Annotated in this window: 20 protein-coding genes and 2 tRNA genes; 16 read left to right on the top strand and 6 right to left on the bottom strand. The window is 63.7% G+C overall.

The annotated features are described in order from the left end of the window. Positions 1–3 precede the first annotated feature (3 nt). The 5 genes from rpsP to CSC74_RS04825 all read left to right on the top strand — a co-directional run bounded on the left by rpsP (position 4) and on the right by CSC74_RS04825 (position 2788). Entirely contained in the window at positions 4–270 is a 267-nt protein-coding gene (rpsP, locus tag CSC74_RS04845) for a 30S ribosomal protein S16 (RefSeq protein ID WP_162313255.1), read from the top strand. A 37-nt stretch (positions 271–307) separates the two neighbouring features. Next, the gene (gene rimM, locus CSC74_RS04840; RefSeq protein WP_162313254.1) at positions 308–820 is read left to right on the top strand and encodes a ribosome maturation factor RimM; all 513 of its coding nucleotides are present in this window, start codon (positions 308–310) and stop codon (positions 818–820) included. A 159-nt stretch (positions 821–979) separates the two neighbouring features. Next, positions 980–1741, top strand: a complete 762-nt coding sequence (gene trmD / locus CSC74_RS04835) for a tRNA (guanosine(37)-N1)-methyltransferase TrmD (protein ID WP_162313253.1) — start codon at positions 980–982, stop codon at positions 1739–1741. Between the two features lie 153 nt (positions 1742–1894). After that, positions 1895–2299: a 50S ribosomal protein L19 gene (rplS, locus tag CSC74_RS04830; protein WP_162313252.1), complete on the top strand. Its 405-nt coding sequence runs from the start codon at positions 1895–1897 to the stop codon at positions 2297–2299. A 93-nt stretch (positions 2300–2392) separates the two neighbouring features. Next, complete coding sequence (locus CSC74_RS04825; protein WP_246192942.1) at positions 2393–2788, top strand: RNA-binding S4 domain-containing protein; 396 nt, start codon at positions 2393–2395, stop codon at positions 2786–2788. A gap of 188 nt (positions 2789–2976) precedes the next feature. Here CSC74_RS04825 and CSC74_RS04820 read toward each other — a convergent pair whose 3' ends face one another. From CSC74_RS04820 to mutS, 3 genes are all read right to left on the bottom strand, one after another. Then, the gene (locus CSC74_RS04820; RefSeq protein ID WP_162313250.1) at positions 2977–3594 is read right to left on the bottom strand and encodes a DUF937 domain-containing protein; all 618 of its coding nucleotides are present in this window, start codon (positions 3592–3594) and stop codon (positions 2977–2979) included. A 187-nt stretch (positions 3595–3781) separates the two neighbouring features. After that, positions 3782–5248 (bottom strand): catalase, encoded by a 1467-nt coding sequence (locus tag CSC74_RS04815; protein ID WP_162313249.1) that lies wholly within the window; start codon positions 5246–5248, stop codon positions 3782–3784. A gap of 296 nt (positions 5249–5544) precedes the next feature. Further along, positions 5545–8100 (bottom strand): DNA mismatch repair protein MutS, encoded by a 2556-nt coding sequence (mutS, locus tag CSC74_RS04810; protein ID WP_162313248.1) that lies wholly within the window; start codon positions 8098–8100, stop codon positions 5545–5547. Positions 8101–8413: 313 nt separating this feature from the next. Between mutS and CSC74_RS04805 the strand changes: the two genes are divergently transcribed. Both CSC74_RS04805 and CSC74_RS04800 read left to right on the top strand, forming a co-directional pair. Next, a complete protein-coding gene (locus tag CSC74_RS04805; RefSeq protein WP_162313247.1) occupies positions 8414–10996 on the top strand; it encodes a TonB-dependent receptor in 2583 nt (860 codons plus the stop codon). Positions 10997–11133: 137 nt separating this feature from the next. Then, the gene (locus CSC74_RS04800; protein WP_162313246.1) at positions 11134–11631 is read left to right on the top strand and encodes a CinA family protein; all 498 of its coding nucleotides are present in this window, start codon (positions 11134–11136) and stop codon (positions 11629–11631) included. Between the two features lie 2 nt (positions 11632–11633). On the opposite strand, the gene CSC74_RS04795 is transcribed toward CSC74_RS04800, so the two are convergent. Continuing rightward, positions 11634–11837, bottom strand: a complete 204-nt coding sequence (locus tag CSC74_RS04795) for a helix-turn-helix domain-containing protein (protein WP_162313245.1) — start codon at positions 11835–11837, stop codon at positions 11634–11636. Between the two features lies 1 nt (position 11838). After that, entirely contained in the window at positions 11839–12390 is a 552-nt protein-coding gene (locus CSC74_RS04790; protein ID WP_162313244.1) for a hypothetical protein, read from the bottom strand. Positions 12391–12505: 115 nt separating this feature from the next. On the opposite strand from CSC74_RS04790, the gene lexA reads away from it, so the two are divergent. The 9 genes from lexA to CSC74_RS04745 all read left to right on the top strand — a co-directional run bounded on the left by lexA (position 12506) and on the right by CSC74_RS04745 (position 20978). Further along, complete coding sequence (gene lexA, locus CSC74_RS04785; protein WP_162313243.1) at positions 12506–13141, top strand: transcriptional repressor LexA; 636 nt, start codon at positions 12506–12508, stop codon at positions 13139–13141. A 201-nt stretch (positions 13142–13342) separates the two neighbouring features. Further along, positions 13343–14377, top strand: coding sequence for a recombinase RecA (gene recA / locus CSC74_RS04780; protein ID WP_162313242.1), 1035 nt, complete (start codon positions 13343–13345; stop codon positions 14375–14377). A 55-nt stretch (positions 14378–14432) separates the two neighbouring features. Beyond that, on the top strand, positions 14433–14930 hold the full coding sequence (locus CSC74_RS04775; protein WP_162313241.1) for a regulatory protein RecX: 498 nt from the start codon (positions 14433–14435) through the stop codon (positions 14928–14930). A 111-nt stretch (positions 14931–15041) separates the two neighbouring features. Beyond that, positions 15042–17699 (top strand): alanine--tRNA ligase, encoded by a 2658-nt coding sequence (gene alaS / locus CSC74_RS04770; protein WP_162313240.1) that lies wholly within the window; start codon positions 15042–15044, stop codon positions 17697–17699. Positions 17700–17841: 142 nt separating this feature from the next. Further along, positions 17842–18054 carry a carbon storage regulator CsrA gene (gene csrA, locus CSC74_RS04765; RefSeq protein WP_162313239.1) on the top strand — a complete coding sequence of 71 codons (213 nt, stop codon included), beginning with the start codon at positions 17842–17844 and terminating at the stop codon, positions 18052–18054. A gap of 80 nt (positions 18055–18134) precedes the next feature. Further along, positions 18135–18227, top strand: a tRNA-Ser gene (locus CSC74_RS04760). A 120-nt stretch (positions 18228–18347) separates the two neighbouring features. Continuing rightward, positions 18348–18424 (top strand) — tRNA-Arg (locus CSC74_RS04755). A 125-nt stretch (positions 18425–18549) separates the two neighbouring features. After that, the gene (locus tag CSC74_RS04750; protein ID WP_162313238.1) at positions 18550–19284 is read left to right on the top strand and encodes a 4'-phosphopantetheinyl transferase family protein; all 735 of its coding nucleotides are present in this window, start codon (positions 18550–18552) and stop codon (positions 19282–19284) included. A gap of 299 nt (positions 19285–19583) precedes the next feature. Continuing rightward, on the top strand, positions 19584–20978 hold the full coding sequence (locus CSC74_RS04745; protein WP_162313237.1) for a TIGR03013 family XrtA/PEP-CTERM system glycosyltransferase: 1395 nt from the start codon (positions 19584–19586) through the stop codon (positions 20976–20978). 45 nt (positions 20979–21023) lie between these two features. Here the strand turns inward: CSC74_RS04745 and CSC74_RS04740 are convergent, their stop codons facing one another. Next, positions 21024–21485 (bottom strand): J domain-containing protein, encoded by a 462-nt coding sequence (locus CSC74_RS04740; protein ID WP_162313236.1) that lies wholly within the window; start codon positions 21483–21485, stop codon positions 21024–21026. Between the last annotated feature and the right edge of the window lie 258 nt (positions 21486–21743).

Below are 21743 nucleotides of genomic sequence, written 5' to 3'. Positions count from 1 at the left end.
ACAATGGTCAAGATTCGCCTTACCCGTGGCGGCGCCAAGAAGCGTCCGTTCTACCACATCATCGTCACCGACTCGCGCAGCGCGCGCGACGGCCGCAACATCGAACGACTGGGTTACTACAACCCCGTTGCCGCAGGCAACGAGAAGCGCATCGAGCTGGACACCGCACGCGTCGACCATTGGGTCGGCCAGGGCGCGCAGATGACCGACAAGGTCCGCAACCTGTACAAGGAAGCGGGCAAGGTCGTCGCGGCGCAGGCTTCGGCCTGATCCGGCAGGACGGCGCCTTGTGCGCCGTCCCTTCCTTATGAGCGATAACGAACGTCGGATCCTGCTGGGCAGGATAGTCGGCGCCTTCGGCATACGCGGGCAAATCAAGATCGAGTCCTGGACGGAGCCGCGCGACGCGATCTTCCGCTACCAGCCGTGGATCCTGGTCGATGCCGCGGGCAACGAGCGCGAGTTCAGCGGCGCGCGCGGCAAGGAATCAGGCAAGCACCTGGTCGCGAATTTTCCCGATATCGACGACCGCAACGTGGTCGAAGCCATGCGCGGTACCGACATCTACGTGCCGCGTTCCGCGCTGCCGCCGCCGAAAGCGGGCGAGTTCTACTGGGTGGACCTGGAAGGATTCCGCGTGGTCACCGTGGACGGCGTCGATTTCGGCACCGTCTCGCACCTGTTTTCCACCGGCTCCAACGATGTGCTGTCGATACGCGGCGATCGCGAGCGCATGGTGCCGTTCGTCGAACCGGATTTCGTCAAATCGGTGGATTTCGAGGCTGGTCTGATCACCGTGGATTGGGATCCGGATTTTTGAGATGAATAGCTGAAGGGCGAGTGGTGAGGAGTGAGAAGTGAGGAGTGAGTGAAGGCAAGAGCAATGCTTCTACTCCTTACTCCTTATTCTTCACTTCTCGTTCCTCGTTCCTCGTTCCTCGTTCCTCACTCCTCACTCCTCACTCCTCACTCCTCAAACATGCGCATCGACGTCATCAGCCTATTCCCCGAATTCATCGCGCAATGCGCGGGTTTCGGTGTGGTCGGGCGGGCGCAGGAGCGCGGATTGCTGTCGCTGCAGGGCTGGAATCCGCGAGACCACGCGCAGGGCGGCTATCGGCGCGTGGACGACCGCCCGTTCGGCGGCGGCCCGGGCATGGTGATGATGATCGAGCCCTTGCAGGCCTGCCTGGCGGCGGCACGCGCAGCCGATACGCAACCGGCTGCAGTCATCTACCTGACCCCGCAGGGCGCGCCGCTGACCCAGAAGAAAGTCCGCGAACTGGCCGCGCGACCGCGTCTGATCCTGTTGTGCGGACGCTACGAAGGCATCGACGAACGCCTGGTCGCGACTGAGGTGGACGAGGAGATCTCCATCGGCGACTACGTGCTGTCCGGCGGCGAGCTGGCGGCGGCCGTGGTGATCGATGCGGTCGCACGGTTGCAGGAAGGCGCCTTGAACGATGCCGAATCCGCCGCCCAGGACAGTTTCGAGGCCGATGGGCTGCTGGATTGCCCGCACTACACCCATCCTGCCAGTCACGTCCTGGGCGATGTGCCAGCGGTGCTGCGTTCGGGCGACCATGCCGCCATCGCCCGCTGGCGGCGCCAGCAGGCCCTGGGCCGCACCTGGCTGCGCCGCCCGGACCTGCTGAATGAGGAAGGGCTCTCCAAGGCCGACCGTGCCCTGTTGCAGGCCTTTCGCCATGAATGGGAAGCGGCCGGCCAAAAACAAGGCTAACCCCTCGCAACACAAGGGAAATTCCAGTATTATGCTCGGCTCGCGGCGGTCCAGTGCCGGGGAACCCACAATAATATCGTGCAGCACAATCCGGTGACTGCATCAGATTCCAGTTGTCGAACGACACGCCCACGACACTTCTACGGTGCCACCATGACCAAGCTCAACATGAACATCCTGGCTGAATTCGAAGCCGCCCAGATCAAGCGCGAACTGCCCGCCTTCGGCCCCGGTGACACCGTCGTCGTCAACGTGAAGGTGAAGGAAGGCAACCGCGAGCGCGTCCAGGCCTATGAAGGCGTGGTCATCGGCAAGAAGAACGCCGGCCTCAACTCCGCCTTCACCGTGCGCAAGATCTCGCACGGGTTCGGCGTCGAGCGCGTGTTCCAGACCCACAGCGCGATGATCGACTCGGTCGAAGTGAAGCGCCGCGGTAAGGTCCGCGCCGGCAAGCTGTACTACCTGCGCGACCTGGAAGGCAAGAAGGCGCGCATCAAGGAAGACCTGGCCGGCAACGCCCGCGCCAAGGCGGCCGCGACGGCTGCGGCCGCCGAGTAATTACGACGCTTCCATGTGTCGTCGCGACGGCCACCTTCGGGTGGCCGTTTGCTTTGGAGGATAATGGGCCGTTCCTCCCGACACCGCGATGCGATGACCGAATCGACAACCCTACGGCTCGACATCTGGCTCTGGGCCGCGCGTTTCTTCAAGACCCGCAGCCTGGCCAAACAGGCGGTGGAAACCGGAAAAGTGGAAGTGGCCGGCCAACGCGCGAAGCCTTCACGCACGGTGCGCCCCGGGGATTCGCTGAAGATCGCGCGTGGCGAGGAATACTTCGAAATTTCCGTATTGGCATTGAGCGAACAGCGTGGCCCGGCCAGCATCGCCCAGGGCCTGTATGCGGAAAGCGAGGAGTCGCGGACCAGACGCGAACAGCTGCGCGCGCAACGCGCGATGGAACGCAACGGCTATCGCGCGCCGGAGCACAAGCCCGACAAGCGTGCGCGCCGCCTGATCCAGGCATTGGGCGATATCGACGCGCTGTGAAGCGCATGCAAAAAGCCATCCTCGCGGATGGCTTTTTTGTGGCATTGCGCCGTAGGAGCGGGCCTTGCCCGCGATGCTCTTCGACCAGATCGCGGAAGAGCATCGCGGGCAAGGCCCGCTCCTACGGGGATGACGATCCTTATCGGTAATTCGTGAAAATTGTCTCGGGCGTGGAAATTGCGCGCGGCTCAGCGCTTGCCGCCCAGCAAACCGCCGCCGATCTTGAGGATGTCGCCGAGGCCCAACTGGCCGTCGCCGTCCTGGTCGAGCACGGCGCCCAACAGGCCGCCACCCAGGCCGCCTTGCTGCTGCACCGACTGGCGTTCCTGTCCCAGTACCTGGCTGAGACCCGACGGGCTGGCATTGCCCTGTCCCAGGAAGCGCTGGGCCAGGAACGAAAGCACGATCGGGGCCAGGATCTTCATCAGCATGCCGGCCTTGTCGCCGCCCAGGCCGGTGGCCTGGCCGAGGCTGGCTTCGGCGCGCGGCTGGCTGCCGCCGAAGATATGGCCCAGGATCGCGCCGCCATCGTTCCGGGTCGGCACGCTGCCGCCACTGCCCAGCACCGCGCCCAGCACGCTGCCCAGGTCCAGGCCGGCGTGGTCGCGCTGCAACGCGCCGAACAACGCTTCCGCGCCTTGCGGCTCGGCCGCGTTCTTGCCCAGTGCGCCCATCAGCAGGGGCAGGGCGGCGCTGATCGCACCCGCGGCCTGGGTCTGGCCGATGCCCAGTTGCTGCGACACCTGCTGCAGCGGAGCGCCTTGCAGTTGCGCGAAAAGTTCGTCGGTCAGCGATGGGTTGCTCATGGGCAGGCGTCCTCCAGGACGTTGGGGTAGGGCGGGAGAAACATCCTAGCGCCATTCAATGTGCAAACGACGTCCCGGGCCGCGATGTGCGCGGCGGTCCCGGGCCATCGATGCGCAACGTGAGTGGGCCGTGAAGAAAAAGGGCGGCCATTGGCCGCCCCGGAGGCATGGATCGCGATTTTCCCGGCTACAGGCCCAATGCCTTGGCCACCCCAGCGCCGTAGGCCGGGTCGGCCTTGCTGCAGTTGTCGACGTGGCGTTGCTTGATGAAGTCCGGCGCGTCGCCCATCGCACGGGCGGTGTTGTCGAACAGCACCTGTTGTTGCGCCGGCGTCATCAGCCGGAACAGATCGCCGGGCTGCTTGTAGTAGTTGGCGTCGTCGTCGCGATAGTTCCACCAGTCCGCGTCGCCATTGATCTTCAGCGGTGGCTCGCGGTACTGGGGCTGCTCCTGCCACTGGTTGAAGCTGTTGGGTTCGTAGTGCGGCAGGCCGCCGTAATTGCCGTCCATGCGGCCGGCGCCGTCGCGGTGGTTGCTGTGCACCGGGCAGCGCGCGGCGTTGACCGGGATCTGGTGGTAGTTCACGCCCAGGCGGTAGCGCTGCGCATCGGCGTAGTTGAACAGGCGCGCCTGCAGCATCTTGTCCGGCGACACGCTGATGCCCGGCACCAGGTTGCCCGGTGCGAACGCGCTCTGCTCGACGTCGGCGAAGAAATTTTCCGGGTTCTTGTTGAGTTCGAACTCGCCGACCTCGATCAGCGGGTAGTCGCCCTTCGGCCACACCTTGGTCAGGTCGAAGGGGTGGTAGGGCACCTTTTCCGCGTCGGTCTCGGGCATGACCTGGATGTACATCTTCCATTTCGGGAAGTCGCCGCGCTCGATCGCATCGAACAGGTCGCGCTGGTGGCTTTCGCGATCCTTGCCGACGATGTCGCCGGCTTCGGCGTCGGTCAGGTTCTTGATGCCCTGCTGGGTGCGGAAGTGGAACTTCACCCAGTAGCGTTCGCCCTTTCCGTTCCAGAAGCTGTAGGTGTGCGAGCCGAAGCCGTGCATGTGGCGGTAGCTGGCCGGAATGCCGCGGTCGCTCATGACGATGGTGACCTGGTGCAGGGCCTCGGGCAGCAGCGTCCACCAGTCCCAGTTGTTGGTGGCCGAACGCAGGTTGGTGCGCGGGTCGCGCTTGACCGCCTTGTTGAGGTCGGGGAACTTGCGCGGGTCGCGGATGAAGAACACCGGGGTGTTGTTGCCCACCATGTCCCAGTTGCCTTCCTCGGTGTAGAACTTCAGCGCGAAGCCGCGGATGTCGCGCTCGGCGTCGGCCGCGCCGCGCTCGCCGGCCACGGTGGTGAAGCGGGCGAACATCTCGGTCTTCTTGCCGACCGCGCTGAAGATCTTCGCGCGGGTGTATTGGGTGATGTCGTGGGTCACGGTGAAGGTGCCGAAGGCGCCGGAGCCCTTGGCGTGCATGCGCCGCTCCGGAATCACTTCGCGGACGAAGTTGGCGAGCTTTTCGTTGAGCCACACGTCCTGCGACAGCAGCGGACCGCGTGGGCCGGCGGTGAGGCTGTTCTGGTTGTCGGGCACCGGAGCGCCGAACTGCGTGGTGAGATGGGTGACCGGGCATTTCTTCTCGTTGTCTGACGGCTTGCTCATCGCGGGCTCCATGTGACGGCGGCTAGGCACGCCAACCTACGCCATTGGTCATGACAGTGGAAATCGAATGTACGGGAGAATTCGATAGCAGCCGGCTATGGTGGGCATCCGCTGCGATGTGGACTTGTGGGCTTTCCACCGCTGAAGCGGCCAGGCGAAAAATATTCCTGGCGGATTCCCCGAAAAGATCCTCACCGCCGTAGGAGCGCCCCTTGGGCGCGATGCTCTTTCGCTGTCTCGACATAAAGCATCGCGCCCAAGGGGCGCTCCTACGAGGGGAAGCCGTTGAACGCGGTTCAACCCAGCGACTTCAACCGGTACAAGGCTTCCAGCGCCTGCTTGGGAGTCAGTTCGTCGGGATCCAGCGCCGCCAGCGCTTCCTGCGCGGCGGAAGGCGCGGCGGCGAACAACCCGAACTGCTGCGGTGCGTCCAGTGCCTGCGGAGCCATCTGGAAGGCATGGCTTTCACCGCCGCGCTGTTCCAGTTCCGCCAGTCGACGCCGGGCCTGCTGCACGGTGGCCTTGGGCAGGCCGGCGAGGGCGGCGACCTGCAGGCCGAAACTGCGGTCGGCAGGGCCGTCCTTGACCGCGTGCATGAATACCAGGGTGTCGCCACGTTCCTTGTCGTGATGCTCCACCGCATCCAGGTGCACGTTGGCGATCCCGCTGCCCGGTTCGGCCAGCGCGGTAAGTTCGAAGTAATGGGTGGCGAACAGCGTGTAGCAGCGATTGGTCGCGGCCAGGTGCCGGGCCACGGCATCGGCCAGGGCCAGGCCGTCGTAGGTGGAGGTGCCGCGGCCGATCTCGTCCATCAGCACCAGCGATTGCGGGGTGGCGTGGTGGAGGATGTAGCTGGTTTCGCTCATTTCGACCATGAAGGTGGACTGGCCGCGGGCGAGGTCGTCGCCGGCGCCGATGCGGGTCAGGATGCGGTCGATCGGTCCGATCGCCGCGCGCGTTGCCGGCACGAAGCTGCCGATGTGCGCGAGCAGCACGATCAGCGCGTTCTGGCGCATGTAGGTGCTCTTGCCGCCCATGTTCGGGCCGGTGATGACCAGCATGCGGCGGTCTTCGCCGAACACCAGGTCGTTGGGCTCGAACGGTTCCTCGCGTACCGCTTCCACCACCGGGTGGCGGCCGCGTTCGATATGCAGGCCGGGCGCATCGCACAGTTCCGGTTGCGACCAGTCCAGTGCCTGCGCGCGTTCGGCGAAACCGGCCAGCACGTCGAGTTCGCTCAACGCCGCCGCGCAGCGCTTGAGCGGTTCCAGGTCCTGGTTGAGCGCGTCCAGCAAGCCTTCGTACAACAGTTTTTCGCGCGACAGCGAACGCTCGCGGGCGGAAAGCACCTTGTCCTCGAAGCTCTTCAGCTCCTCGGTGATGTAGCGCTCGGCGCCGGTCAGGGTCTGGCGGCGGGTGTAATGCACCGGCGCCTTGCCGGCCTGGCCCTTGCTGATCTCGATGTAATAGCCGTGCACGCGGTTGTAGCCGACCTTGAGCGTGGGAATGCCGCTGCTCTCGCGCTCGCGGATTTCCAGGTCGATCAGGAACTGGTCGGCGTGGGTGCTGAGCCGGCGCAGTTCGTCGAGTTCCCCGTCGTAGCCGGTAGCGATCACGCCGCCGTCGCTCAATTTCATGGGCGGCTGTTCGGCGACGGCATCGGCGAGCAGGGCGGCGGTCGCGGCGTGTTCGCCCAGTTCGGTGGCCAGGGCCTTCAAGCGCGGCGAATCCAGCGACGCGATCGCCTCGCGGATATCGGGCAGCAGGGCCAGGCCATCGCGCAGCGTGGACATATCGCGCGGGCGCGCCGAGCGCAGGGCCACGCGGGTGAGGATGCGTTCGACGTCGCCGAGCGCACGGAAGCGTTCGCGCAAGCTGTCATCGGCGCGGCTTTCGATCAGCGTCGCCACTGCCTGGTGGCGTTCGCCCAGCACCTGCCGGTTGCGCAGCGGGCGATGCAGCCAGCGCCGCAGCAGGCGTCCGCCCATCGGGCTGATGGTGGAGTCCAGCACGCCCAGCAGGGTGTTGCGGGTGTCGCCATCGACGCGCGTGTCCAGTTCCAGGTGGCGGCGGGTGGCCGCGTTCATGGCGATGGCCTCGCCCGAGGATTCCACCGCGATCGCGGTCAGGTGCGGCAGGCGCTGCTTCTGGGTTTCCTCGACATAGCCGAGCAGGGCGCCTGCCGCGGCAGTGGCCAACGGCCGGTCGTCGATGCCGAAGCCGGTCAGATCGTGCAGACCGAAGAATTTGAGCAGTTGGCGGCGGCCGCTGTCGGCATCGAACAACCAGGGCGCACGTCGGCGCATCCCGGTGCGGGTCTGCAGGAAAAGCGGCAGGCCTTCTTCATCGGGGATCAGCAGCTCGGCAGGCTCGAGACGCGAGAGCTCCGCTTCCAGCGCGTCCGCACTTTCCACCTCATTGACCAGAAAGCGTCCGCCGGCGAGGTCGGCCCAGGCCAGGCCGTACCCGGTCTTTCCGCGCGATACGGCCATGAGCAGGGTGTCGCGGCGCTCGTTCAACAGCGCCTCATCGGTGACCGTGCCCGGGGTGACGATGCGCACCACCTTGCGTTCGACCAGGCCCTTGGCCTGGGCCGGGTCGCCGATCTGCTCGCAGATGGCCACCGATTCGCCCAGCGCCACCAACCGCGCCAGGTAGCCCTCGTAGGCATGCACGGGCACGCCTGCCATCGGGATCGGCGCGCCGCCGGAGCTGCCGCGCTGGGTCAGGGTGATGTCCAGCAGCCGCGCTGCCTTGCGCGCGTCGTCGTAGAACAACTCGTAGAAGTCGCCCATGCGGAACAGCAGCAACAGGTCCGGGTACTCCGCCTTTGCGGCGAAGAATTGCTTCATGAGCGGGGTGTGGGAGGCTGCAGGGTCGCTCACGGCCAAAGGGTCGCAATCAAGGTCGAAGGGGCCGGGAATTGGGGGGACGGGAAGTCTAGCGGTCGGCGGGCGGGCCCGCGAACCGATCATGACATGATGCCATCCCGATCCACGAAACCCGGTATGGGTGCAGTGCAATATGCGATAGCGTACGGATGATGTTAAGTTCAGGTTACGGCGCGGGGAAAACGCCGGTCATTACAAGATGTTTGGGGACACAGAACACACGCACAGAAAATCCTTTCGCATTTGCGATTAGATGGCCCTGGGAGGGGACAACATGGTCGTTTCAAAACCGCAATACAAAGCGCTCACGCTCGCCGTATTCGCCGCGCTCTGCGTCATGCCGCAGGTACACGCACAGGAGGTTGCCGCAACTGGCGCCGACGAGGAGCCCACTACGCTCGCCACCATGACCGTGACCGCGCAGAAGCGCGAGGAGGCCCTGCAGGACGTGCCGATCACGATGACCGTGCTGTCGGAGCAACTGTTGCAGGACGCCGGCGTTTCCGACATCAAGGATGTGCAATTGCTGGTGCCCGGCCTGCACGTCAGTTCCACCACCAATGAATCGCAGACCACGGCCCGCATCCGCGGCGTCGGCACCAACGGCGACAACGCAGGTCTGGAATCGGCGGTGGGCGTGGTCATCGATGGCGTATACCGCCCGCGAACCGGTGTGGGCTTCGGCGACCTGGGCGAGATCGAACGCATCGAAGTACTGAAGGGGCCGCAGGGCACCGTGTTCGGCAAGAACACTTCGGCCGGCGTGATCAGCGTCATGACCCGGCGTCCCAGCTATTCGCAGAGCGCCGATGCCGAGATCACCGTGGGCAACTATGGCGAGATCGGCGTTTCCGGCGCCTACAACGACGCCCTGGGCGAAAATGCCGCGTTCCGCGTCTATGCCGCCAAGCGCACGCGCGATGGCATCACCGACGTGAACACGGGCAAGGGCCCACGCGTGGAAACCGAGGACGGCGACCGCAACTTCCAGACCCTGCGCGGCCAGTTGTTGCTGGAACCCAGCGATACCCTGGACATCAACTTCATCGCCGACTACACCAGCCGCGAGGAGCATTGCTGCGTCGGCGTGACCGATGAGCGCAGCGCGGCGGGGGCAGGCCCGGCCAGCATCATCAACGCGCTCGCCGGCGGCAACGGCGTGATTCCGGTCCCCGACATGGACCGCCGGCTCGCCTATGCGAACCGCAGCACCGAACAGGACGTGAAGGACAAGGGCGTTTCGGCGGAAGTGAACTGGCAAACCCCCTGGTTCAACGGCGCCACGCTGACCTCGATCAGCGCCTACCGCGACTGGAAGACGATCAACGGCATCGACCTGGATTTCTCGGGAGCGGATCTGCTCTGGCGTCGCGCCGATGATGGTTCGTCCACCGCCTTCAAGACCTTCAGCCAGGAATTCCGCCTGACCGGCTCCTCCGACCGCCTGGACTGGATGGTCGGCTTCTTCTATTCGGACGAAAAACTCAAGCGCAACGACCAGTACATGATCGGTGCGGACTACGAGCCCTACCTGTCCACGCTGGTCGGCTCGCAAGTGCTGGCCGGCCTGGCGGCGCAGCTGGCTCCGTTCGGGCTCACCGTCAACCAGGCCAACCCGGCAATCTTCCTCTCGCAGGTCAGCGGACGGCCCTTCGGCACCAATTTCGTCGGCCATGGTGCGCAGGACGCTTACGACCAGGATGCGAAGAGCATGGCGTTGTTCACCAACAACACCTTCCATGCAACCGACCAGCTCGACCTGACCCTGGGCCTGCGCTACACCCACGACAAGAAGGATCTGACGTCCCTCTACAGCAATCCCAACGGCGGCGCCGGTTGCGGCGCGACGCTTGCCAATCCGGGTGGACGCGTGGGTGCCGCCCTGGCGGCGCGCATCCCCAATTTCGGTGCGTTGCCGCCGGCCACGCAGGCGGCCCTGATTGGCGCGGTCGCCCCCAACATCGTGGGTTACATGTGCCTGCCGTGGGCCAACGCACTGCATAACGGCCGCGCCACCGACCAGAGCTCCACCGAGAAGGAATGGTCCGGCACGCTGAAGGCGGCCTACCGCTGGAACGACCGGATCATGACCTATGTATCCGGCGCCCGCGGCTACAAGGGCGGCGGCTTCAACCTGGATCGCGTGCAATCCAGCAATGGGCTCTCCAGCGGCACCGCGGGCATCGTGCCGGTCGACGACACTTCGTTCCCGGGCGAGTTCGTGGACAGCTACGAACTGGGCGCCAAGACCACCTGGAGGGATGGCAACCTGCTGTTGAACGGCACCTTGTTCTTCCAGGAATACACCGACTTCCAGCTCAACAGCTTCCTGGGCACCAGCTATGTGGTGCGTTCGATTCCCGAGGTCACTTCCAAGGGCGTCGAAGCCGACATCCTGTGGCAGACCGGCCTCAAGGGGTTGATGTTCCAGGGCGGCGTGACCTATGCGATCACCAAGTATGGCGACGACGTACTGCCGGACGCGGACCTGGCGCTGCTGCCTGGCAACTACATCAGTTTCGCGCCGAAGTGGTCGGCCTCCGCGTCGATGACCTACGAACGGGATATCGGCAGCAACCTGGTCGGCCGCTTCAACATCGCCGCCAAGTACCTGTCCGAGCACAACACGGGTTCGGACCTGGACATCCAGAAGATCCAGAGCGCCTATGCGCTGGTCAACGCCCGCATCGGCATCGGTTCGCAGAACAAGCGCTGGATGTTCGAGCTGTGGGGCGCGAACCTGACCGACGAGACCTACACGCAGGTCGGTTTCGATGCGCCGATCCAGCCGGGCAACTGGAACGCGTTCCTGGGCGCGCCGCGCACGTACGGGGTCACTTTCCGCGTCAGTTATTGACCCTCGCAACAGGAAGCCAACCGCAGCGGCCCGCCACGGAAGTGGCGGGCCGTTTTGTTTATGGCAAGCGGTGTGCGGCAGACAACGCCGTGCTTTTCGGATACAACGACAACGCCGCCTCTCCAGAAACCATTCCGATGTCCATTCCAGACGACAACGATCTGCGCGAACTCGCCGAAACCCTGGGCGCGCGCCTGCGCGATTCGCATCACCGCCTGGTCACCGCGGAAAGCTGCACCGGCGGCTGGATCGCCAAGGCCGTGACCGATATCGCCGGGTCGTCGGACTGGTTCGATTGCGGCATGGCCGCCTACAGCTACGAGGCCAAGCAGGCTTTGCTCGGGGTGCGCCCGGAAACCCTGGAGACCCATGGCGCGGTCAGCCGGGAAACGGTGATCGAAATGGTCTCCGGCGCGCTGGTCAATTCCGGCGCCAGCATCGCGGTGGCGGTGACCGGTATCGCCGGGCCCGGCGGCGGCAGCGAGGACAAGCCCGTTGGCACGGTGTGGATAGGCTGGAAGCGAAGAGGCGGCTATGCCCGGGCCGAAGTCTTCCATTTCGACGGCGATCGCGAGGCGGTGCGCCGGCAGACGGTGGCGGCGGCGCTACGTGGGTTGGATGCGGTGGCGGGCTAGGGTTAGGGCCGGTATTCCAGCAGGTCCGCCGGCTGGCATTCCAACACCCGGCAGATTGCTTCCAATGTGGCGAAGCGCACGCCTTTGACGTGGCCTTGCTTGAGTAGCGAAAGGTTGGTCTCGCTGATGCCGATGGCCTCGGCCAGGTCCTTGGACTTCATCTTCCGCCGCGCCAGTGCTATGTCGAGGTTGACCACGATAGGCATGTCAGACGAATTCCTGGGTTTCGGCTTTCAGGGCTACTGCCTGACTGACGATGCGGCGCACGATTGAAAGTCCCAGCAAGACTATCGCTCCCAGGTATAACGGAGTCATCGACACACCCCATTGGGTTGTGAAATTGACTGGTTGGATCATTGAATCTGGCTTGATTTCGATGCTGAAGCACATCATCGCTATCAGCAACGCAATGGCATAGCCCAACCATTTCAGATGCCTGAGCGTGTCGCTTGCCAATGGCTCATTACTGGATAGCGCGTCCCCAAGATGTTTGACGCGACCCAGCATTACCAGTATCACGCATGCCTTCATCAACGCGTAGCTGTTCACCATCGCGGTAGGATCTGTGATCAGTATTTTCCTGAGAAATGTCCAGAAACCCAGCGTGGGGGCAGCGGGAAGTTGTATGGCATACAAGATGAGCGGAATTCCCAGGATGCCGAGCACCGTGAAGATTTGGCCTATGGCAGCCAGATGCCGGAGTCTGACCCCGTCCTTCCGCAATTGTGCCTGGCTGATGGCATAGGGCGCGTCGCTCATGCTCGTCTCAATTTATTTATGTAATACGTAAATATAATATCTATTTAAGACAATAGAAACAGGATTCGATTGCAAATCTTGCTTAATCGCTTCGTTAGTAGTATTACTACTAACCATGAATCTGACCGACACCCAGCAAGCCATCCTCGCCATGATCGCCGAACGCATCGGCGCCGATGGCGTCCCGCCTTCCCAGGCCGAGATCGCCAGGGCCTTCGGCTTCAGCGGGGTCCGCGCGGCCCAGTACCATATCGAAGCCCTCGAGGCGGCCGGCGCGATCCGCCGGGTGCCGGGGCAGGCCCGTGGCATCCGCCTGGTCCATGACGACACCGACATTCCCGTGCCCGGGGCACTGCTGCCGGACAACGCGCTGCAGCTTCCGGTACTGGGCAGGGTGGCGGCCGGCCTGCCGATCGGCGCGGACATCCAGTCCGACGAGGTAGTGCTCCTGGATCGCACCTTCTTCGCCCCGGCGCCGGACTACCTGCTGAAAGTGCAGGGCGATTCGATGCGCGACGAAGGCATCTTCGATGGCGACCTGATCGGTGTGCATCGCACCCCCGACGCGCGTTCGGGACAGATCGTGGTGGCGCGCATCGACGACGAGATCACGGTCAAACTGCTGAAGATCGGCAAGGACCGCATCCGCCTGCTGCCGCGCAACCCCGATTACTCGCCGATCGAGGTCATGCCCGACCAGGACTTCGCCATCGAAGGCCTGTATTGCGGACTGGTGCGACCGAATCGCTGATGCCGTATCTGCTCAATCATCCACTTGCAAAGAAGGGTTCTTTTATCAAACAGGAAATTTCCGACACGTCATCGCGCCGTTGTCCGCTAGCCGCACCCCGTGTTGTAACGATAATTTCGATCACGGCCCACCGCGTCGCAACCTGTGCGACCCATGGCCGCTAAATTGCCCTCAACCCGACAAGCAACCAAGGACACCACGATGGACGAGAACAAGAAGCGCGCACTTTCCGCTGCCCTGACCCAGATCGAGCGCCAGTTCGGCAAGGGCTCGGTGATGCGCATGGGCGACCAGATCATCGAGGCCGTGGAGGCCATTCCCACCGGCTCGCTGATGCTCGACATCGCCCTGGGAATCGGCGGCCTGCCCAAGGGCCGCGTGGTGGAGATCTACGGCCCCGAATCCTCCGGCAAGACCACCCTGGCCCTGCAGACCATCGCCCAATGCCAGAAGCGTGGTGGCACTGCGGCCTTCATCGATGCCGAGCATGCGTTGGACCCGATCTATGCCGCCAAGCTGGGCGTCAATGTCGATGATCTGCTGCTCTCGCAACCCGATACCGGCGAGCAGGCACTGGAGATCTGCGACATGCTGGTCCGTTCCAACGCGGTGGACATGGTCGTCATCGACTCGGTGGCCGCATTGACGCCCAAGGCCGAAATCGAGGGCGAAATGGGCGACCAGCTGCCCGGCCTGCAGGCCCGCCTTATGAGCCAGGCGCTGCGCAAGCTGACCGGCAACATCAAACGTTCCAATTGCATGGTCTTGTTCATCAACCAGTTGCGGATGAAGATCGGAGCGATGATGCCCGGCCAGAGCCCGGAAGTGACCACGGGTGGCCATGCGCTGAAGTTCTACGCCTCCGTGCGCCTGGATATCCGCCGTATCGGTGCGATCAAGAAAGGCGACGAGATCATCGGCAACCAGACCAAGATCAAGGTCGTCAAGAACAAGCTGGCGCCGCCGTTCAAGCAGGTCATCACCGAGATCCTGTACGGCGAGGGCATCAGCCGCGAAGGCGAATTGATCGACATGGGTGTGGAAGCCAAGCTGGTGGACAAGGCCGGTGCCTGGTACAGCTACGGCGATGAGCGCATCGGCCAGGGCAAGGACAATTCGCGACAGTTCCTCAGGGACAACCCCGAGGTCGCGGCCCGCCTGGAAGGCGAGCTGCGCGATAAGTTCCAGCCGACCGAAGTAAAGCCGGATGAGGTCGACGAGGACGCAGAAGTTTGATCGGGATTGGCGCAAGGAAGCGCCGCTTTTGATCGAGCGAGAGTAGTGGATAGAGATGGCGGAAGATGTCGGTAGCGCTCCTGGTTCCCGCAAGCGCAAGCAGCGGGAATTGACGCCTCTCCAGCGCGCATTGGCGCTGCTGGTGCGGCGGGAGCATTCCCGCAAGGAGTTGGCCCGCAAGCTGGCCGAGCGCGGGATCGAAAGTGAAGCGGCGTCGGCGGCAATAGGCAGGCTGACGGGCGATGGCTGGCAAAGCGATGCCCGTTTTGCCGAGATGCTGGTGCGTACCCGGGTAGCCAATAACCAGGGGCCGGTCCGCATCCGCGCCGAGCTGGGTAGCCACGGCCTCGATCGCGATGCGATCGAGGCGGCCATGGCCGCCTTTGAAGGCGACTGGCGCCAGGTCGCGCAGGATCTGGCCTGCCGTCGGTTCGGCCCGGACTTTGTCACGGATCTGGTCCGCCGCCGGAAGGCGGCCGATTTCCTCTATCGGCGCGGTTTTGATGGCGAAACGGTCAGGTTCGTCCTGCATGGCGGCGGCCCGGAGGACTGATCCGGCGCGGCCTGCTAACCTTTGCGGATTGGGTTGTCTGCTCCAGCTCGCGTCCGCATCCTGACGGTATCGCGGCATGGCAGACGTGCCCGCCCGCCAACCGCCAGCCAGATGAACACCTCCAACAAGCTCAGCAGCAGCCAGATCCGCAGCGATTTCCTGGAATTCTTCCGTGGCAAGGGCCACACCATCGTCCCGTCCGCGCCGCTGGTGCCGGGCAACGATCCGACCCTGCTGTTCACCAACTCGGGCATGGTCCAGTTCAAGGACCTGTTCCTGGGCGCCGAGAAGCGCAGTTACGTGCGCGCGGCAGACGTCCAGCGTTGCCTGCGCGCCGGTGGCAAGCACAATGATCTGGACCAGGTCGGTTACACCGCACGCCACCACACGTTCTTCGAAATGCTGGGCAACTGGTCGTTCGGCGATTATTTCAAGAAGGACGCCATCGCCTGGGCATGGGAGCTGCTGACCGAGGTCTGGAAGCTGCCCAAGGAACGCCTGCTGGTCACGGTGTACCAGACGGATGACGAAGCCTACGAGCTGTGGAACAGGATGGTCGGCATTCCCGCCGAACGCATCGTCCGCATCGGCGACAACAAGGGTGCCCCCTACGCGTCGGATAATTTCTGGCAGATGGCCGATACCGGCCCCTGCGGCCCGTGCACCGAAATCTTCTACGACCACGGCGAGCACATCGCCGGCGGCCCGCCGGGTTCGCCGGACGAGGATGGCGATCGTTTCATCGAGATCTGGAACCTGGTGTTCATGCAGTTCGATCGCCAGCCCGACGGTACGCTGGTGCCGTTGCCGGCGCCGTGCGTTGACACCGGCATGGGCATGGAACGCCTTGCCGCGATCCTGCAGCACGTGCATACCAATTATGAAATCGATCTTTTCCAGTCGCTGATCGGCAAGGCCTCGGAACTGACCGGCACCGCCGACCTGGAGAACAAGTCGCTGCGCGTGATCGCCGACCATATCCGCGCCTGCTCGTTCCTGATCGTCGATGGCGTACTGCCTTCCAACGAAGGGCGCGGTTACGTGCTGCGCCGTATCATCCGCCGCGCATTGCGCCATGGCTGGATGCTGGGCGTGCGCCAGCCGTTCTTCCACAAGATGGTGCCGACGTTGGTCGCGTTGATGGGCGAGGCCTATCCCGAGTTGCCGGCGGCGCAAGAATTGGTCGGGAAGGCGCTGAAGGCCGAGGAAGAACGCTTCGCGGAAACCCTGGATTCCGGCATGCGCATCTTCGATGAACTGGCCGCGCGCGCGAATGGCGTCATCCCCGGCGCCGATGCCTTCCGCCTGTACGACACCTATGGCTTCCCGGTGGATTTGACCGCCGATATCGCGCGCGAGCGTGGGCTGTCGGTCGACATGCAGGGTTTCGAGGCAGCCATGGAGCAGCAGCGCGAAACAGCGCGTGCCGCGGGCAAGTTCTCGGCAGGCTCCGGGTTGCCTGCGGAACTGGTGGCGAAGTTGAAACCGACCGAATTCCTGGGCTACGACAGCCTGGACGTTGGCGGACTTGTGGTCGCGGCCTTGTTGAAGGAAGGACGGCCTGTCGATTCCGTAAGCGCGGGCGATGAGGCCGTGGTGATCCTGGACCGCACGCCTTTCTATGCGGAATCCGGTGGTCAGGTCGGCGATGTCGGCGTGCTTGCGGAGCAGGGCGTGAAGTTCGAGGTGAGCGACACGCTGAAATTCGCGGGTCAGTTCCACGGACATGTCGGCAAAGTGGCTGCAGGCAGCCTCAAGCTCGGCGACCATGTGCTTGCCTCGGTCGATGCGCCGCGCCGCGCCGCCACCATCCTCAATCATTCGGCCACGCATCTGTTGCATGCCGCGTTGCGCGAATTGCTGGGTACCCATGTGCAGCAGAAGGGCTCGCTGGTAGCGCCCGACAAACTGCGTTTCGACTTCTCGCACTTCCAGCCGATGACTGCGGTGGAACTGGCCGAAATCGAACGCCGGGTCAATGCCGAGATCCGTTCCAACCATGTGGCCGAAGTGCACAACATGGGCATGCAGGAAGCGCTGGATTTCGGTGCCATGGCCCTGTTCGGTGAAAAATATGGCGAAAACGTCCGCGTATTGAAGATGGGTGGCTATTCCACCGAGCTCTGCGGCGGCACGCATGTCGGCCGCACCGGCGATATCGGCCTGTTCAAGATCGTCAGCGAAGGCGGCGTGTCTTCTGGCGTGCGGCGCATCGAAGCGGTGACCGGGCAGGGCGCGCTCGACCTGGTTTCCAGCGAGGAACAGCGCCTGCATGAAGCCGCCGCACTACTGGGCGGCAATGTTGGCGAAGTGGTCGAGAAAGTCCGGCAACTGACCGAGCGCCAGAAGAAGCTGGAGCGCGAGTTGGAAAGCCTCAAGGCCAAGGCCGCGTCGGGCGCCACCGCCGACCTGGCTGGCTCGGCCGTCGAGATTGAAGGCGTACGCGTGCTGGCCGCGCGCCTGGAAGGATTCGACGCGAAAGCGCTGCGCGACGCAATGGACCGGCTGAAGCAGCAACTGGGCGATGCAGTCATCGTCCTGGCAGGTGCGGCCGGGGGCAAAGCCTCACTGGTGGCCGGCGTGAATGGCTCCGCAACGGGCAGAGTCAAAGCGGGGGAACTGCTTGCGCATATCGCCAGTCTCACCGGGGGCAAGGGCGGCGGCCGCCCGGATCTCGCCCAGGGTGGTGGCGAGGACGGGCCCGCCCTTGCCTCGGCGCTGCTTGGGGTGCCCGCGTGGGTTTCAGAACGTCTATTACATTCCCGCTGATCGGCGAATTCATGCTTGCGGGTCAATATGGCCGCCCGTTACCATGCTTCACGTTTATGAATGAATCTGGAAGCGTTTGCGTCTCCGTTAAGGCGTAAATGCTCCGCCGGCTCTACTCTTGCCGGATTATGGAGACAAAGTAATGTTGATTTTGACTCGCCGCGTCGGCGAAACCCTGATGATCGGCGACTCGGTCACTGTGACTGTGCTCGGCGTCAAAGGTAACCAGGTCCGCATCGGGATCACTGCGCCGAAGGATGTCGCCGTGCATCGCGAAGAGATCTACCAACGCATCCAGCGGGGCGAGGATGCCAACGCTCCCGCGCATCCCGCGGAAACGACTTCTTCCAGCTGACGATTTAGTTTGCCGCCGTGCCCGGCAGCCGGTATCCTAAATGGCTGTCGCGCTTGGATGCGGCTCGCTTGAAGTTACCCGGAGAGTTGCCCGAGCGGCTGAAGGGGCTCCCCTGCTAAGGGAGTATAGGGTCAAAAGCCTTATCGAGGGTTCGAATCCCTCACTCTCCGCCAATCGCTGAAATGCCTTGGTTTTCAGGGTTTTTTGGTGTTCTGGACAAGCGATCGCCTTCTGCAGGACAGACGAAAGGATTGACGGGCGTAAGCCGACTCAGGCAGAATTCCGTTTCTTATGCGCCCGTAGCTCAGTTGGATAGAGTACCTGGCTACGAACCAGGCGGTCGGGAGTTCGAATCTCTCCGGGCGCACCAACACACGATGCAAATGAAAGCCGGTGAGCTCACGCTCGCCGGCTTTTTCATTGGCGCGCGAAAAATGACCTGCCGAAGCAGGCAAGTCCGTTATGTTGAACAGTGGACGGCCGACACGACATCGAATGAACCTCACGGGCGACCACGATATCCACCGGGCTTTTGCCTGGGCGCTGCCGTCGCAAGAGTGGTGTTCGCAACCCCTGGTGGTCGCGTTGGCGGACGTGCGCGACTGGAAGTCGTACTTGCCCGACGCGTCGGCGCTTCTCGACGCGGCCGAGAGCCTGCGCATGCGGCGCAAGCGCAGGCAGGACGACCGTGAAGTCCTGACCGTGGCTTATGCGCTGCATCGCCTCCTGTTGGGGCGCATTCTCGGTATGGATCCGATGGCCGTGCCGCTGTGGCGCGATGCGGCCGGCTGCCCCAGGGTCGGCGACAACCTCGTACATACGAGCCTGAGCCATGCCGGCGACTGGATTGCGCTGGCAGTCAGCAGAACCGGCCCGGTGGGCGTCGATATCGAGCCACTCGTCCGCATGGACCTGCTCCCGGAAATGGCCGATGCCATCTGTACCCGCTCGGAGCATGCGGCAATAGAGGCTCTCGCCATCGATCGCCGCGGCAGGGCGCTGCTGGCCTTGTGGGTACGCAAGGAAGCGCTGTTGAAGGCCGCCGGCACAGGACTGTCGGTGGAAATGAGCAGTTTTTCCGCGCCTGAAGGCTCGGTTCGGGCAATGTCGGAGTTGGGGGGGTGCGCATGGCTGGAGATGCTTGAGACGGACTCCACCTGCCTCGCCGCGTTGGCCAGCCCGGCGGGCGCCACGGCCGCCGTTGCTCGGCTTTCCCCGGCCCCACGATAGCCGGCTGCGTGCGCCACCCGCGCGCGGGCCAGGAATGGCCGGATCGCGCACCGTGCTGCGTTGGATCAGTAAACCGGGATGTGCTTTGGCGCCATTGGCGCTGTGCAGGATGAAGCCTTCCGGATCGGTCCGTGGATCGGCGATGCGGGGTGCTGCATGCATTACAGGGGAAAGCGCAGATGGATGTGTTGAATGGGATGCCGCGGTTTGGCGATGCGGACCGAGCCTGCGTGGATTGCAACCGGCGATCGCGGTTCCGGAGCATCGAAACCATCAGGCTGGCGACGTAGGCAAGCGAAATGAAGAATCCATTGGCAAGTCGCAAGGATCGCGCAATCAGGGCTCTTTGGCTGTCCGAACTGGCATTGATCCTGCTCTCGGTCCTTGCCGCGGCCTGGATACGTTTCATCAACGATCCAGTGAACCATCAGGCCTTCGCCGAACATGCGTTTATCCGTGGCCTGATCGTCGCCGTGTTCATCACTGGGGCGATGGCCGCTTTCGGCCTTTACCAGGTGCATGTGCGGCATAACCGCATGGACTTCATCCTGCGATTGGCATTGTCGTTCGCCTTCGGCGGGATGGCGCTGCTGGTGCTGTATTACGCGTTGCCGCAGGCGTATATCGGTCGAGGCGTCATGGCGATGTCGCTGCTGATCGGCCTGGTTGGCGTGGTCGCCATCCGTCTGCTGGTCATGCATGTATTCAGTACCGACGTGCTCAGGCAGCGGGTACTGGTGCTGGGCGCGGGCAAGAATGCCGACCTCATCAACAGCCGCATGCGCCGGGATTCCGACCGCCGTTCGTTCGTGGTGGTGGGCTTCGTACCAGTGCCTGGCCAGCCCGCAGTGATCGACGAAAGCCTGTTGATCGACCCGGGACAGGGGTTGGTCGAGCTGGCCCAGCAGCTGCAGATCGATGAGATAGTGATAGCGCCGGACGAACGTCGTGGCGGCCTGCCGATGGAAGAGATGCTGACCTGCGTGCAACGCGGCATCTCGATCATCGACCTGTCGACGTTCTTCGAGCGCGAGGCGGGCATGGTCCAGCTCAATGTTCTGGATCCATCGTGGCTGATGTTCTCGGGCGGCTTCGACTATTCCACGCCGCGTCGGTTGAGCAAGCGTTTCTTCGACCTGGCCGCGGCCATTTCGCTGTTGCTGGTGGCCTGGCCTTTCATGCTGCTGGTGGCGCTGCTGGTCTGGCTGGAAGACGGATCGCCCATTCTCTACCGCCAGGTCAGGGTCGGCGAACGCGGGCAGCATTTCGAGCTGATCAAGTTCCGCAGCATGCGCGTGGATGCGGAAAAGGATGGCGTGGCACGCTGGGCGACCAAGGACGACGACCGCAGTACCCGGGTCGGGCGCTTCATCCGGCTTACCCGCCTGGACGAACTGCCGCAATTGTTCGCGGTCATCATGGGCAACATGAGTTTCGTCGGGCCGCGCCCGGAACGTCCGCACTTCGTCGAGTTGCTCAGCGAGGAGATCCGCTACTACGGCGTACGCCATTGCGTGAAGCCCGGGCTTACCGGCTGGGCGCAACTCCGCTACCCCTACGGGGCGTCGGTGCGGGATGCGGAAGAAAAACTCAAGTTCGACCTGTTCTACGTCAAGAACCACGGGCTGGTTTTCGATCTCATGATCATGTTGCAGACCGTGGAAGTGGTGCTGTTCGGTCGCGGCGCGCGCTGAGCGCACTGCTGGAAGTCGTTACCCGCGCGAAACCTGCATGCGAGGTCAGTGATCGCCGATGGCCGAGCTTTGCGGTCTGGTGCTGGAGGCGGCGGGATCCGAATCCAGGAATATGGCCAATGCCAACGCGGACAGCAGCAACAGGACTACCAGCTTCTGTCCGCGCTGGAGGTTCGGGCCGCTGTCGTCGCCTGGATCGACCGCGGGTGTTTTCGCATTGCCTGGGTCGGCGCCGCGCCCTGGCAGCGATGGTCCCAGCGTCCGTAATGCCTGGGAGCGACTACCGGGAAGGCGGCCGTGCTCCTTGTGGAAGCGGAGCGCGCTGGCGTAGATCGAATTCAAGTCCGACAACGGGATTTCCACGCCATCCGGAGAAGCCTGCGAGGGTTTCCGGTCCGGATGCAACTCCGCTATCCGCCGACGGTAAGCCTGCTTCAATTCCTCCAGACTGCAGCCCGGCTGCAGACCGAGCTGGGCATAGAGCTGCCCGAAATCCGGCGGTGTCATCGCTGTGTCCCCATGGTCTTATCCTAGCGCGTGTCATATCGGCTGCGCGAGCTGCACATGGTGGCCGCCCTGCGGCTTGAAGTGCGTTTGATAACGTGTGGACGACAGGGGATTGTAGATGCAAAGCACAGGCCCAAGTACCGGGGGCATGATGCAGGAGAACGCTCAAGACACGAGTGCGGCCGTTCCGTGCATGCCAACGCCAATTGAGATTCCGACCGATCGGCCGCGGATGCCTGGCCAGGCGCACGCCCCGGG

This window comes from Pseudoxanthomonas yeongjuensis (assembly GCF_010093345.1).
In the GTDB taxonomy this organism is placed as follows: domain Bacteria; phylum Pseudomonadota; class Gammaproteobacteria; order Xanthomonadales; family Xanthomonadaceae; genus Pseudoxanthomonas_A; species Pseudoxanthomonas_A yeongjuensis.
Note: the sequence above shows the minus strand (reverse complement) of the source record. Positions and strands in the feature narration are given on the sequence as shown.

Bases quoted from the DNA above. Each gene is read 5' to 3' on its own strand.
- CSC74_RS04790 (WP_162313244.1), bottom strand. From the start codon at position 12,390: ATGAGCGACGCGCCCTATGCCATCAGCCAGGCACAATTGCGGAAGGAC.
- CSC74_RS04805 (WP_162313247.1), top strand. From the start codon at position 8,414: ATGGTCGTTTCAAAACCGCAATACAAAGCGCTCACGCTCGCCGTATTC.
- CSC74_RS04795 (WP_162313245.1), bottom strand. From the start codon at position 11,837: ATGCCTATCGTGGTCAACCTCGACATAGCACTGGCGCGGCGGAAGATG.
- CSC74_RS04740 (WP_162313236.1), bottom strand. From the start codon at position 21,485: ATGACACCGCCGGATTTCGGGCAGCTCTATGCCCAGCTCGGTCTGCAG.
- csrA (WP_162313239.1), top strand. From the start codon at position 17,842: ATGTTGATTTTGACTCGCCGCGTCGGCGAAACCCTGATGATCGGCGAC.
- mutS (WP_162313248.1), bottom strand. From the start codon at position 8,100: ATGAAGCAATTCTTCGCCGCAAAGGCGGAGTACCCGGACCTGTTGCTG.
- CSC74_RS04775 (WP_162313241.1), top strand. From the start codon at position 14,433: ATGGCGGAAGATGTCGGTAGCGCTCCTGGTTCCCGCAAGCGCAAGCAG.
- CSC74_RS04745 (WP_162313237.1), top strand. From the start codon at position 19,584: ATGAAGAATCCATTGGCAAGTCGCAAGGATCGCGCAATCAGGGCTCTT.
- CSC74_RS04800 (WP_162313246.1), top strand. From the start codon at position 11,134: ATGTCCATTCCAGACGACAACGATCTGCGCGAACTCGCCGAAACCCTG.
- CSC74_RS04750 (WP_162313238.1), top strand. From the start codon at position 18,550: ATGAACCTCACGGGCGACCACGATATCCACCGGGCTTTTGCCTGGGCG.
- CSC74_RS04825 (WP_246192942.1), top strand. From the start codon at position 2,393: ATGACCGAATCGACAACCCTACGGCTCGACATCTGGCTCTGGGCCGCG.
- trmD (WP_162313253.1), top strand. From the start codon at position 980: ATGCGCATCGACGTCATCAGCCTATTCCCCGAATTCATCGCGCAATGC.
- alaS (WP_162313240.1), top strand. From the start codon at position 15,042: ATGAACACCTCCAACAAGCTCAGCAGCAGCCAGATCCGCAGCGATTTC.
- recA (WP_162313242.1), top strand. From the start codon at position 13,343: ATGGACGAGAACAAGAAGCGCGCACTTTCCGCTGCCCTGACCCAGATC.
- rpsP (WP_162313255.1), top strand. From the start codon at position 4: ATGGTCAAGATTCGCCTTACCCGTGGCGGCGCCAAGAAGCGTCCGTTC.
- CSC74_RS04815 (WP_162313249.1), bottom strand. From the start codon at position 5,248: ATGAGCAAGCCGTCAGACAACGAGAAGAAATGCCCGGTCACCCATCTC.
- rplS (WP_162313252.1), top strand. From the start codon at position 1,895: ATGACCAAGCTCAACATGAACATCCTGGCTGAATTCGAAGCCGCCCAG.
- lexA (WP_162313243.1), top strand. From the start codon at position 12,506: ATGAATCTGACCGACACCCAGCAAGCCATCCTCGCCATGATCGCCGAA.
- rimM (WP_162313254.1), top strand. From the start codon at position 308: ATGAGCGATAACGAACGTCGGATCCTGCTGGGCAGGATAGTCGGCGCC.
- CSC74_RS04820 (WP_162313250.1), bottom strand. From the start codon at position 3,594: ATGAGCAACCCATCGCTGACCGACGAACTTTTCGCGCAACTGCAAGGC.